The organism is Streptomyces sp. NPDC032940 (assembly GCF_040636935.1).
GTDB lineage: Bacteria > Actinomycetota > Actinomycetes > Streptomycetales > Streptomycetaceae > Streptomyces.
Genome location: NZ_JBEZVJ010000007.1, coordinates 1 through 12,542, shown reverse-complemented (window position 1 = coordinate 12,542; position 12,542 = coordinate 1). Strand labels below are relative to the sequence as shown.

The 12,542-nt window shown below is 73.0% G+C and carries 11 protein-coding genes and 2 pseudogenes; 3 read left to right on the top strand and 10 right to left on the bottom strand.

Annotated features, from left to right (window positions below; genetic code table 11):
• Positions 1-4 precede the first annotated feature (4 nt).
• The 9 genes from AB0E77_RS11745 to AB0E77_RS11705 form a co-directional block, all read right to left on the bottom strand.
• Positions 5-1,411, bottom strand: coding sequence for a radical SAM protein (locus AB0E77_RS11745; protein ID WP_361568888.1), 1,407 nt, complete (start codon positions 1,409-1,411; stop codon positions 5-7).
• Between the two features lie 64 nt (positions 1,412-1,475).
• On the bottom strand, positions 1,476-2,378 hold the full coding sequence (locus AB0E77_RS11740) for a LysR substrate-binding domain-containing protein (protein WP_361568886.1): 903 nt from the start codon (positions 2,376-2,378) through the stop codon (positions 1,476-1,478).
• 27 nt (positions 2,379-2,405) lie between these two features.
• On the bottom strand, positions 2,406-3,599 hold the full coding sequence (locus tag AB0E77_RS11735; protein ID WP_361568885.1) for a glycine C-acetyltransferase: 1,194 nt from the start codon (positions 3,597-3,599) through the stop codon (positions 2,406-2,408).
• A 64-nt stretch (positions 3,600-3,663) separates the two neighbouring features.
• On the bottom strand, positions 3,664-4,692 hold the full coding sequence (gene tdh, locus AB0E77_RS11730) for an L-threonine 3-dehydrogenase (RefSeq protein WP_361568883.1): 1,029 nt from the start codon (positions 4,690-4,692) through the stop codon (positions 3,664-3,666).
• Between the two features lie 177 nt (positions 4,693-4,869).
• On the bottom strand, positions 4,870-5,445 hold the full coding sequence (locus AB0E77_RS11725) for a GAF domain-containing protein (RefSeq protein ID WP_361568882.1): 576 nt from the start codon (positions 5,443-5,445) through the stop codon (positions 4,870-4,872).
• Positions 5,442-6,077, bottom strand: a complete 636-nt coding sequence (locus tag AB0E77_RS11720; protein ID WP_361568881.1) for an ATP/GTP-binding protein — start codon at positions 6,075-6,077, stop codon at positions 5,442-5,444. Before AB0E77_RS11720 ends, AB0E77_RS11725 begins: the two co-directional genes overlap by 4 nt.
• Positions 6,055-6,429, bottom strand: coding sequence for a DUF742 domain-containing protein (locus tag AB0E77_RS11715; protein ID WP_361568880.1), 375 nt, complete (start codon positions 6,427-6,429; stop codon positions 6,055-6,057). Before AB0E77_RS11715 ends, AB0E77_RS11720 begins: the two co-directional genes overlap by 23 nt.
• Before the next feature lie 2 nt (positions 6,430-6,431).
• A complete protein-coding gene (locus tag AB0E77_RS11710; protein WP_104633373.1) occupies positions 6,432-6,866 on the bottom strand; it encodes a roadblock/LC7 domain-containing protein in 435 nt (144 codons plus the stop codon).
• A gap of 125 nt (positions 6,867-6,991) precedes the next feature.
• Positions 6,992-9,079 (bottom strand): ATP-binding protein, encoded by a 2,088-nt coding sequence (locus tag AB0E77_RS11705; RefSeq protein ID WP_361568878.1) that lies wholly within the window; start codon positions 9,077-9,079, stop codon positions 6,992-6,994.
• A 459-nt stretch (positions 9,080-9,538) separates the two neighbouring features.
• On the opposite strand from AB0E77_RS11705, the pseudogene AB0E77_RS11700 reads away from it, so the two are divergent.
• Positions 9,539-9,739 (top strand): annotated as a pseudogene (locus AB0E77_RS11700) (aldehyde dehydrogenase); the annotation flags it as partial.
• Positions 9,740-9,794: 55 nt separating this feature from the next.
• On the opposite strand, the gene AB0E77_RS11695 reads toward AB0E77_RS11700, so the two are convergent.
• A complete protein-coding gene (locus tag AB0E77_RS11695) occupies positions 9,795-10,802 on the bottom strand; it encodes a GNAT family protein (RefSeq protein ID WP_361568876.1) in 1,008 nt (335 codons plus the stop codon).
• 109 nt (positions 10,803-10,911) lie between these two features.
• On the opposite strand from AB0E77_RS11695, the gene AB0E77_RS11690 reads away from it, so the two are divergent.
• On the top strand, positions 10,912-11,532 hold the full coding sequence (locus AB0E77_RS11690; RefSeq protein WP_361568874.1) for a TetR/AcrR family transcriptional regulator: 621 nt from the start codon (positions 10,912-10,914) through the stop codon (positions 11,530-11,532).
• A gap of 735 nt (positions 11,533-12,267) precedes the next feature.
• Positions 12,268-12,542: pseudogene (locus tag AB0E77_RS11685) on the top strand (serine/threonine protein kinase); the annotation flags it as partial.

Genomic DNA, 12,542 nt, shown 5'->3' with positions numbered 1-12,542 from the left:
GATGCTATCCCAGATGCGAAACGCCGGGTCGGGCAGGGGCGGAACGCCCGCCGAACGCGCTCAGCGTGCGCTCCAGGGCCGGCAGCGCCCGGACCACCCGCTTCGAACGGATCAGCAGGTCCCAGGCGGGCTCGAACTTCTTCCAGCCCCCGGCGTACGCGAGGTGCCGCAGCCGCTCGTGCGCGCCGGGCTGGGCGGCCGAGCCCCGCCAGATGCTGGACCAGCGGTAGAAGTCGCGGTAGGCCCGCCAGTAGCCGTCCTCCAGTTGCTCGGCCGTCATGCCCCGGGGCCGGTGGACGACGTGGCGGGTGTCGTACAGGTCCCAGTCGCGGTGCAGGATGCGGCCCTCGGACTCCAGTTGGCGCCACAGCCCGGTCGACGGGTAGGGCGTCATGATGTGGAAGGTCGCCGTCTCGACGCCCTGCTCGACCGCCCACCGGACCGTCCGGTCGAAGACGTCGGGGCCGTCCTGGTCGAGGCCGAAGACGAAGCTGGCGTTGACCATCACCCCGGCGTCGTGCAGGCGCCGTACCGCCGCGCCGTAGTCCGTGCCGATGTTCTGGTTCTTGCGGCGTTCGGCGAGGTTGGCGTCGTTGACGGTCTCGAAGCCGACGAAGAGGCTGCGCAGCCCCGCCTCGGCCGCCCGCTCCAGCAGACCGGGTTTCAGCACGGAGTTGACCGTGCCGGCCGCCTGCCACAGCCGGCCCATGCCCTTCATGCCGTCGAACAGGGCCTCCGCGAAACGCGGGTTGCCGAAGAGGTGGTCGTCGAGGAAGTAGAGGTGGCGGCCGGGCAGGCGGTCGATCTCAGCGAGGGCGTCGTCGACGGCCTGGGTGTAGAAGGACTTGCCGCCCTCGAAGAAGGCGTCCTTGTAGCAGAAGTCGCAGTGGTGCGGGCAGCCGCGCGAGACGACGAGGGAGTTGGGCACGAGGTAGAGGTGACGTCTGATCAGGTCTCGGCGCACCGGTGGCAGTGCGGCGAGGGTGCGCAGGGTGGAGTCGTAGCGGCGGGCCGGGGCGCCGTCGCGGAAGTCCTTCAGGAACAGCGGCCAGGTGTCCTCGCCGGGGCCGGTGAAGACCGTGTCGGCGTGGGCCGCCGCCTCGTCGGGCAGCGAGGTGACGTGCAGGCCGCCCATGGCGACGTGGGCGCCGCGGGCCCGGAAGTGGTCGGCGATCTCGTAGCTGCGCCGCGCCGAGGTGATGTACGGCTGGATCACCAGCAGGTCCGGGGTGGGCATGGCGGCCAGGTCCAGGCGCTCCACGTGCTCGTCGTGGAGAGCGACCTCGTCGTCGGGGTCCAGGTAGCCGGCCAGGGTGGCGAGGCCCAGCGGTGGGAACAGCGAGTACTTGATGGGCCGGAACAGCGGGCTCGTCGCCTCGGTCAGGGCCGGGAGGATCATCGTCACGCGCATGACAGCCCAGACTGCGGAGGGCGGGTGGCCGGTTCCGCCGGCCGGTCTTCGCCGCGGGCACGGCCTACCGCTCGGCGACCGCCTCCAGCGCGTCGAGCACCGGACGGATCAGCGGATGCCCCTCCGCTCCCCGGCGCACGGCCGCGAAGACCCGGCGGGTGGGGGCGACGCCGTCGACCGGACGGACGACCACGCCGGCCAGGTCCATGCCGAGCAGCGCCGAGCGCGGGACGAGCGCCACGCCCGCGTCGGCCGCGGCGAGGGAGACCACCGCGCGGAAGTCGTCCGAGGAGTGCTCCAGGCGGGGCTGGAATCCGGCCGTCTCGCAGGCGAGCACCACCACGTCGTGGCAGGGATTGCCGGGGTAGGGGCCGATCCACGGGTCCTTGGCCAGCTCCGCGAGCGGCACCTCCGCGGCGTCGGCGAGGCGGTGGGTGACCGGGACGACGGCGTCGAACGGCTCCGCGTACAGCGGGACGTGGGTCAGGCGCGGATCGTCGGCGGCCGGCGCCCCCCGGTACTCGACGGCCACCGCCACGTCGACCTGCCGGTCCAGGACCATCGGCAGGCTGGCGTCGCCCTCCGCGTCCTGGACGCGGATGCGGATGCCGGGCGCCGACTGAGCGAGGCGGGCCAGCGCGGGCCCGACGACCAGGGTGATGCCGGTCGCGAAGGCGGCGACCGTGACCGTGCCGGCCTCGCCCGAGCCGTACGCGGCCAGCTCGGCCTCGGCCCGCTCCAGCTGGGCGAGGACGGCGTTGGTGTGGCTGAGCAGGATCTCGCCGGCCGGGGTCAGCCGTACGCCCTTGGCGCCGCGCTCGACCAGGCGGTGCCCGGTCTCCTGCTCCAGGGCGGTCAGCTGCTGGGAGACCGCCGACGGGGTGAGGTACAGCGCGGCGGCAGCCGCCGTCACGGTGCGGTGGTCCGCCACCGCTCGGAGGATGTGCAGCCGCCGCGCTTCGATCACGGAATCGATCCTCTCAGGTCGCCGGGGTCAGGCGCCGAGCTGCTCCCGCGCCGCCACGAAGGCGTCCACCGCGCGGTTCACGTCCTCGGTGGAGTGGGCGGCGGACAGCTGCACGCGGATGCGGGCCCGGCCCTGCGGGACCACCGGGTAGGAGAAGCCGATCACGTACACGCCGCGCTCCAGCAGCAGCTCCGCCATGCGGCCCGCCTTCGACGCGTCGCCGATCATCACCGGGGCGATGGCGTGGTCGCCGGGGAGGATGTCGAAGCCCTCCTCGGTCATCCGGCGGCGGAACAGGGCCGTGTTCTCGGCGAGGCGGACGCGCAGGTCGTCGGCCGACTCCAGCAGGTCGAGGACCTTGAGGGAGGCGGCGGCGATCACCGGGGCCAGGGTGTTGGAGAAGAGGTAGGGCCGCGAGCGCTGGCGCAGCAGTGCGACGATCTCGGCGCGGGCGGCGACGTAGCCGCCGGAGGCGCCGCCGAGGGCCTTGCCGAGGGTGCCGGTGATGATGTCGACGCGGTCCATGACGCCGTGCAGCTCGGGGGTGCCGCGTCCGCCGGGGCCGACGAAGCCGACGGCGTGCGAGTCGTCGACCATCACCATGGCGTCGTAGCGGTCGGCGAGGTCGCAGATCTCGTCGAGCGGGGCGACGTAGCCGTCCATGGAGAAGACGCCGTCGGTGACGATCAGCTTGCGGCGGGCGTCGCCGGCGGCCTTGAGCTGCGCCTCGAGGTCGGCCATGTCGCGGTTGGCGTAGCGGAAGCGGGCGGCCTTGCTGAGGCGGATGCCGTCGATGATCGAGGCGTGGTTGAGGGCGTCGGAGATCACCGCGTCCTCGGGGCCGAGCAGGGTCTCGAAGACGCCGCCGTTGGCGTCGAAGCAGGAGGAGTAGAGGATCGTGTCCTCCTGGCCGAGGAACGCGGACAGGCGTGCCTCCAGCTCCTTGTGGACCTCCTGGGTGCCGCAGATGAAGCGGACGGACGCCATGCCGTAGCCCCAGCGGTCCAGCGCCTCGTGGGCGGCGGCGACGACCTCGGGGTGGTCGGCGAGGCCGAGGTAGTTGTTGGCGCAGAAGTTGAGGACCTCGCCGGGGCGGCCCCCGGCGGTGACCTCCACGGTCGCGGACTGCGGGGTGCCGATGACGCGCTCGGGCTTGTGCAGGCCGGCGGCGCGGATCTCGTCGAGGGTGGCGCGCAGGTCGTCGCGCACGGAGTCGAACATCTCGGAAACTCCTAAGCTCCTGGAAAAGCTTGCAAAGCTGGAAAGGCCGCAAGAGGCGAAAGACTTACGCGGTCCAGTCGAGGATGACCTTGCCGCCCTTGCCGCTGGCGGCGTCGGCGAAGGCGGCCTCGAAGTCGCGGTGGGAGTACCGGCCGGTGATCACGGGGGCGAGGTCGAGGCCGCCCTCGAGCAGCACCGACATGGCGTACCAGGTCTCGAACATCTCGCGGCCGTAGATGCCCTTGACCGTGATCATCGACGTGACGATCCTGGCCCAGTCGACCGGGAACTCCTCGGCGGGCAGGCCGAGCATCGCGATCCGGCCGCCGTGCGTCATGTTGGCGATCATGTCGCGCATCGCCTCGGGGCGGCCGGACATCTCCAGGCCGATGTCGAAGCCCTCGCGCAGGCCCAGTTCGCGCTGGCCGTCGGCGATGGTGGCGGCCGAGACGTTCAGGGCGAGGCTCACGCCGATCTTGCGGGCGAGGTCGAGGCGTTCCTCGCTGACGTCGGTGACGACGACGTTGCGGGCGCCCGCGTGCCGGGCCACGGCGGCAGCCATCAGGCCGATGGGGCCCGCGCCGGTGATGAGGACGTCCTCGCCGACCAGCGGGAAGGACAGGGCGGTGTGCACGGCGTTGCCGAACGGGTCGAAGATCGCGGCGACGTCGAGGTCGACGGGGACGCGGTGCACCCAGACGTTGGCGGCGGGCAGGGCGACGTACTCGGCGAAGGCCCCGTCGCGGCCGACTCCGAGGCCGACCGTGGCGCGGCACAGGTGACGCCGTCCGGCCAGACAGTTGCGGCACTTGCCGCACACGAGGTGTCCTTCGCCGCTGACCCGGTCGCCGGCCTTGATGTCGGTGACGTCCCGGCCGGTCTCCACGACCTCGCCGACGAACTCGTGGCCGACGACGAGCGGGGTGCGGATGGCCTGCTGCGCCCAGCCGTCCCAGGCCCGGATGTGCAGGTCGGTGCCGCAGATACCGGTGCGCAGCACCTTGATGAGCACGTCACCGGGGCCCACGGCGGGCTCGGGGACGTCCGCGAGCCAGAGCCCGGGCTCCGCCTTCTCCTTGACCAGCGCCTTCAACGCTACGGCTCCTGACGGGTGTGGTCCCGGCGCCGGGCATGCCGAAGCGGCCCGCGTCCGGGGAGGGAAGTGGAATCGCACAGCAATCTGCCGTACGCGACCGCCCCGGGTCCATCGAGCCTTTCTTAAGCCCGGCCGCAGCTTTCCTTCACACCCCCGCACGGCCGCGGGACCGCCTCACAGGGGGAGCCCGTCCTCCGCGCTGCGTTCGATGCGCCGTACGAGGTCCGCGGCCGACGCCTTGACGGTCTCCAGGCCGGGCTTCCCCCAGGTCCGGGGCCGTACGTCGGCGGCGGAGACGGTGCCCAGCACCGTGCCCGTGCTGTCGATGAGCGGCGCGCCGAGGTAGGAGTGGATGCCGAACTCGTCGACGACCGCGTTGCCCGCGAAGCGCGGGTAGTCGCGCACGTCCTCCAGGACCAGTGCCTTGCGCCGGACCACCACATGGGGGCAGAAGCCGCGGTCACGGGGCTGGACGCGGCCGAACTCGGGACTGGTGCCGTCCCCGCGCCGCACGGGCGGTATCTCGGGCACCCGCAGGCCGGCGAAGAACTGCCCGCCCTCGACCAGGAAGTTGACCATCGCGTACGGCGCCTCGACCAGCCCGGCGAGATGGGCCGCGAAGGCGTCGAGGGCCGGGTCCGGGCGTTGCGCGAGCCCGAGCCGGTGCAGCCGGCGCACCCGGGCGGGGGCCTCCCGGTCCTCGGGGGTGAGCAGCAGACGTCCGACCGGGCGCGGCGGGTCGTAGCTCATGGGCGGGCTCCGGCGCCGGACCCCGTCGTGGGGGCCGGGGTGTGGGCGATGAGGTGGCGGACGAGGGTGAGCAGCGTCTGCACGCCGGAGCTGGAGATCCGGGCGTCGCAGCGCACGATCGGGATCTCGGGATGGAGGTCCATGGCCGCGCGCACCTCCTCGGGGTCGTAGCGGTAGGAGCCGTCGAACTCGTTGATCGCGACGATGAAGCCGAGGCCGCGCTCCTCGAAGAAGTCGACGGCGGCGAAGGACTCCTCCAGCCGCCGGGTGTCGGCGATGATCACCGCGCCGAGCGCACCCTCGCACAGTTCGTCCCACATGAACCAGAACCGTTCCTGGCCGGGGGTACCGAACAGGTACAGCACGTGCTGCGGGTCGAGGGTGATGCGGCCGAAGTCCATCGCGACGGTCGTCTCGAGCTTGTTCTCGATGCCGTCGAGGTTGTCGGTCGCGGCGCTGACGGTGGTGAGCAGTTCCTCCGTGCTCAGCGGGGCGATCTCGCTGACCGCGCCGACGAAGGTCGTCTTGCCGACACCGAATCCGCCCGCCACGAGGATCTTCAGCGCGGTGGGGAAGGGGTCGGTGCCGTCGTCGTGGCCGCGGCCGTAGTCAGAGCTGTCGTCGTAGTCCATCGAGCACTGCCTCCAGAAGGGCCCGGTCCGTGGGGTCGTGGTGGAACGCGGCGGGGGGTTTGGTGGTCAGCGCGCCGCAGTCGACGAGGTCCGACAGCAGCACCTTGGTGACCGCGACCGGCAGCCTCAGGTGGGCGGCGAGCTCGGCGACCGGGAGGGGCCCCCGGCACAGGTCGAGCGCCTGCGCGTGTTCGGGTCCGAGATAGCCGAGGGGGGTCGCACCGGTGGCCATCACCTGGGACATCAGGTCGAGCGCGACGGTGGGCCGGGTACGGCCGTTGCTGACGGTGAAGGGGCGCACCAGCCGTCCGGCGGCGTCGTCGAGCCAGGGCCCGTCGCCGGCCGCTGCCACCCTCAAGGCCTCATCGCCGGGGGTTCCACGGCGTGCTGCCGGGGGGCGGTGACCAGGTAGGGGCGGACGCTCTTGACCAGCATCGCCATCTCGTAGCCGAGCACGGCCGCGTCGGCCTCGCGGCCGGCCAGCACGGCGAGGCAGGTGCCGGAGCCGGCGGTGGTGACGAAGAGCAGGGTCGAGTCGAGTTCGACGACGACCTGCCGTACGTCGCCGCCGTCGCCGAAGCGGACGCCGGCGCTGCGGCCGAGGGAGTAGAGGCCGGAGGCCAGGGCGGCCATGTGGTCGGCGCTGTCCGCGTCGAGGCCGTGGACGGACTTCACCAGTCCGTCGGCGGACAGGAGCACCGCGCTGCTGGTGTGCGGCACACGCTGGACGAGGCCGCTCATCAGCCAGTCGAGGTCGGACACGTGGCCGGTCGGCGCATCGCTCGCCATGGTGGATCGACTCCTTGGGGTACGAAGGTCTGCGGGAGCGCTGGTCGTGGGTGCGGGGGTGGGGGCGGGCGTGGGCATGGGTGCGGGGGTGGGGGTGGGCGTGCCGGGGATGGTCGGGGGTGCTGTCATCCGGCCGGTTCGCTCCCGTCGTGCGCGGCGGCGCTGCGGTCGGCGCGGGGCGCGGGCAACGCGACGGGGGTGCCGGGCGGGGTGGGGGGTGCGTCCGGGTGGGCCTGCTCCAGGTGCTGCTGTGCCTCGGCGAGGCCGACGCCGCGCTGGAAGGCCGCCATCAGGCCGGGGTCGTGGCCGACGAGTTGCTCGGGGCCGGGTTCCGGGCGCGGCGCGGGGCCGCCGCGCAGTTGCGGCACGAGGTGCTCGTGGGCGCGGCGGCGGGGCAGTTGGGGCTTGCCCATGGTGCCGCGTACGGCGCTGTGGCGCGGGACGGGCCGGGTGGTCGCGTGCTCGGCGAGGGGGGCCCGGTCGGCGGGCCCGATGCCCGGCACGGCGGCGGCCGGGTTGGCCCGGTCCTGCCGTGCGCCCCGCACGGGCAGCGGCGCGGGTTCCCCGCCGTGCGCGGGGACCGACGAGGCGTGACGGCCGGGGGCCGCCGCCCCGGGAGCGGCGGGCGCGGGCTCGCGCTCGGGGACGGCCGGTACGGCGGAGACGGAGGACCCGGGAGCGGGCTCGTCCGCCCACGTCCCGCCCGGCACCGGCGCCCCGGTGCCGGACGCGTCGGAGGCCGGTGCGTCGGACGCGGGCGCCCCGGTGCCGGGCGGGACGGGGGTGGGGACACCCGGCACCTGAGCGGCGGGAGCCGACGCCCCCGGCACGGGCACCGCGGACGGGGGAACGGGCGCCCCCGGCACGGGCTCGGTGGCAGGCGTCCCGGGGCCCGGCAGGGCTGAGGCGGACGTCCCGGGCAGCCGGTGCTGCTGCGGAGGGGGTGCGAGCGCCGGCGTGGGGCCCGTGGTCTCCCCGGTTTGTTCCCCGCCCTCCTCAAGGCCCGGTTCGGTGCCCAACAGGGCCTGCGGTACGACGAGTACGGCCTGCACCCCGCCGTAGATGTTGGTCTGCAGGCGGACCGTGATGCCGTGCCGCTTGGCGAGCTGCGAGACCACGTACAGCCCGATGCGGCCGTCCGCCAGCAGCCGGGCGACGTTCACCTGGTCGGGGTCGGCGAGCAGGGCGTTCATCCGGCTCTGCTCGGCGACGGGCATGCCGAGTCCGCGGTCCTCGACCTCCACGGCGAGGCCCGAGGTGACGAGGCTGGCCCGCATCAGCACCTGGGTCTGCGGGGCGGAGAACAGCGTGGCGTTCTCGACGAGTTCGGCCAGCAGGTGGATGACGTCGGCGACGGCGTGGCCGCGCAGGGTCCCGTCGATCGGCGGGACGAGCCGGACCCGGGAGTACTGTTCGACCTCGGCGATGGCGGAGCGCAGCACCTCGGTCATGTCCACCGGGTTGCTCCACTGCCGGCGGGAGACGGCGCCGCCGAGCACGGCGAGGTTCTCGGCGTGGCGGCGGATGCGGGTGGCGAGGTGGTCGACGTGGAAGAGGCCCTTGAGGAGGTCGGGGTCCTCGATCTCGTTCTCCAGCTCGTCCAGGATGGAGATCTCGCGGTGCACCAGGGACTGCAGGCGCCGGGCGAGGTTGACGAAGACCTCCAGCTTCTGTTCGCTGCCCGCCTGGCTGGAGAGCTGGGCGGCCTTGACGACGGCGGTGACGGCGGCGTCGTGGGCGCGGGAGAGGTCGGCGGCGAGCAGCTCGAAGTCGTCGGCGTCGGCCGGGGGCCCGCCGCGCGACTTGCGCCGGGGCGGGGTCTCGCCGCGGCGCAACGCCTCGAGGGCGGCGCGCAGTTCGCCCTCCCCGCGCGCGGCGCTGCGGCGCAGCGCGGCGACCCGGTCGTGCACGGACCGCGCGGCGCGGCCGGCGGCGACGGCGGCGATGACGACGGCGGCCAGTGCCACCGAGACCGCTCCGCCGAGCACGGCCCACAGGGCGGGACCCGGCCGTACGCCGGTGGAGCGGACGATGAACAGCACGGCCGCGCAGGCGCTGAGGGCGACCGCGACGGGCGGCAGCACGGCCAGGCGCAGGAGTTGGGGCCGTATGTGGGTCTCGTGCAGCGCGGGGGCGGTATGTGAGGCCGGCCGGCCGTGCCGTCCGCCCTCACGGCGGTCTGCTCGCGCGGCGGGGGCGCGGAGGTGAGACATCGGGGTCCTCGTACTGGTCCGTTGGTCCGTCGGGCACGGGTGCCGGCGCGTGGGGCGGACGTCACGCGGGCACGCGACGCCACACGGGTGTGCGCCGTCGCGGGTCGGCCGGACGGACCGGGGCTCCGGCCCTACGCCGCCCGACGGACACTGACAGTAGTCGCCCGCACATCAAGTGCGGTGGGCAGTTGCCAAAGTCCTTCGGACAACGTCCCGCTCTGGTATGAGGCGTCGTACGACAGACCGATAAGCCGGTGAAGCAGTCGCTCCGGAAGTATCGAGAAGCGGTCGGACTCGATCAGAATCGGTCACCGTGCGTGACGGTGACGAGGGGGTGTCCACGCATGCCCGGACAGGTGCCGGGCCCGAGCATGCAAGGCTCCCCATGCGAAGTGGCTTTTGCATCTTCACCTCACAGGGGACCCCATGACCGCCCCCCAGACACCGCCCCCGCACCACGCGGCGGCGCCGACGCTGCCGTTCGGCGGTTCGCAGGACTCCGGTTTCGGGCGGGTCCACGGAGCGGAGGGGCTGCGGGCCTTCGCCGTGCAGTCGACGACGGTGCAGCGGCTCGCCCCGCCGGTCGCGCTGACCTCGTTCGAGGTGCCGGCCGCGGCCCGGGAGCGCGCGGTGCGGCCGGCCCGGGCCCCGCACCTGCGGCACTGGACCGCCCGCCGGGCAGGACGTGGCCGTGGGCCGGGGAGCCGGGTGCCCGTCACTCCGGACGGCGGGCCGGTTCGTCGTCCCAGGCCATGGAGGACATCCTCCAGCCGTCTCGGGTCCGGAGGAACTGGGTGGTCTTGTGACCGCGCCCCTCGATGGGTGCTCCGTCCCGGACGCCGGACTTGCGGTACTCGCTGAACCGGTGCGCGACCGATCCGAAGATCTCGGTGCGCTGGGAGACCTCCCACTCGGAGAACTCCGTCAGCGTGCCGTCGCTGAGCATCTTGCGACGCGGTTCGACGAACGCGTCCACGTCCATGATCACGGGGTCGTTCCCGATGTTGGAGATGATCCGCCCCTCCGGGACGAAGAGTTCACGGATGATCTCCAGATCGCAGCGCCTTCCGCCGGTGTTGGTGAAGGAGTCCATGAACAGGCCCATCAACCGGTCGATCTCCGCCTGGTCGCCGGAGGCGGACACGAACCCGGGCTCGGGCTCGCGTGTGGCCCGACCCTCTGCCGGCGGCCACTCCTGCGCCAGGACGGACCACACCTCGCTGTCGTGGCGCACCCCGCGGTACGGGTAACGCTGCCGGAGCACGCCGTCCCGGGTCATCCCCAGACGGCGGGCGGACGCGATGCTGCGGGTGTTGCCCGAGGCGACCCACCACTCGACCCTGCTCATTCCGCGCTCGGTGAAGGCCCAGTCGATCAGTGCCCGGCACGCACGGGTCACCAGCCCTCGGCCCTGCCCGGCCTCCTCCAGCCAGCAGCCGATCTCGCACACGCCCGAGGAGGCGTCGAAGCGGGTGAACATGACGCCGCCGACGAGCACTCCGTCCAGCCAGATCCCGTATATCCGGCCGCTGTCGCAGGACGAGAGGTCGGCGTAGCGCTGGAGGGTCGATCTGGCCGAGGCCAGGTCGGTGGTGAGTGACGCCCAGGGGATCCACGGGTCGACCAGGGGGCGGGCCCGGTCGATGTGCGCCAGGAACTCCGGAGCCTGCCAAGGCTCCAGGGGACCAAGGTGTGCGCGGTCGTCGAGCGGGTCGGTGAACATGGGCGTTCCGCCTTCCGGGTCGGGCCGGCCGATGACGCAGACGAGGAGCTGCCCGCGGTCACATGGCAGGGAGGGTACGTAACAAGCGTTTGGTATGTAGGCTAGCGGCATGACGCCCCCCGCACCCGGAGATCACGAAGCCCGCCGCAAGGACGTGTCCGAGGCGGTGTGGCGCGTCCTTGCCGCCAAGGGATTCGACGGGCTGACGCTGCGCGCCGTCGCCGCCGAGATGGGCGTCTCGACCGGCATGCTGACGCACTACTTCCCGAGCAAGCGGGCCCTCGTCACGCACGCGCTGGAGCTGCTGGAACAGGACACGGCCGGACGCCCGCGCCGGACTCCCCCCGCCGACGGCCTGTCCACCGTGCGGGCCATGCTGCTCGACATCCTGCCGCTCACGCCGGCCGACACCGCCCGCAACCGCGTCTGGGTCGGCTCCTGGGACCAGTCCCTCGCCGACGAGGCGCTGGCCGCCCGACAGGGCGACCGGTACGCGAGGTTGCGCGACGGTTTCCGCCCTCATCTGGAGACGGCACGTGACCTCGGGGAGATCCCCGCGACGGCCGACACGGGTCAGCTGGCCGCCGCTGCCGTCGCCTTCGTCCACGGACTCGTCGTACAGGCCCTCTTCGACCCCGGACGGTTTCCCGAGGACGTGCAGATCGCCATGGTCGACGACTTCGTCGCCCGGCTCGCCGGGCCGGGGCCGGCGGCGCCCGCCGGCCAGTAGACGCTTCCGGCCTCGCGGGATCACGGTGCTCATCATGCCGCTGCCGGGGCCGTACAGCATGAACAGGCAGGTGTCCCGGCGCCGGTCGCAGTCGCCGGCGCGGGTCGGTTCGGCCCGGCCGGCTCAGGAGGGCAGCCTGTCGGCCGGCTCAGGTGCGCGGTGAGGGCGGCCGGCAGACCACCGGGCAGCGGGCCGCCGTTGTTCACCCACCCCTTCATCGCCGCGTTGACGGTAGGGACGCTGCCGTTCTCGAGCAACGAGGCCATCAGGGGGCCCGTCGCGTCGTCCCACACGTACTCCGGGCCGGCACCCGTGTCGCTGCCGGCCACCGAGCCGGCCTACGACCACGCCCATGCCTTCGCGCCGTCCGCCACGCCCACGAGCCCGAGCGCGACACCGAGGGTCGGGTGGTCCATCACATCCCGCACCTCGTCGAGTGAGGTGATTCTTCGTTGACATGGCGAGGCGGGGCAGTGCGGGCAATGGGCGTGACGGAGGCTTCGCGGGAGACGCGGACCCGCTGCGGTGACCTTGCCGGAACGTCGACGTCCCTCGGACGTCGTCCACTACAGTGACGCCCACTCCCGGTTACGTGAAAAGTGGCCGCGAGACCGGGAAGAGAAGTCGAGGCGCACCACCTTCATCGGGGAGAGGCCGTCTGTGTGGGACCTGGCGCCGTCTGATCCGCGTACGGTCGGGCCGTACCGGACGCGCGCGGTACTGGGCGAGGGAGGCATGGGCCGGGTCCTCCTGGCCTCCGGCCCCGCGGGCGGCCTCGTCGCCGTCAAACTCGTACGCGACACCTTCGCCGCCTACGACGACACCTTCCGGCACCGACTACGCCGCGAAGCCCTCGCCGCCCGACGCGTCCACAGCCCCCGCACCGCCCGCGTGATCGACGCCGATTCCGAGGCCGGAGTGCCCTGGCTGGCCTACGAGTTCCACCACGGACCCACCCTTCAGCGCGCCCTGACCGAGACGACGGCACTGCCCGAGGACACCGTCCTGCA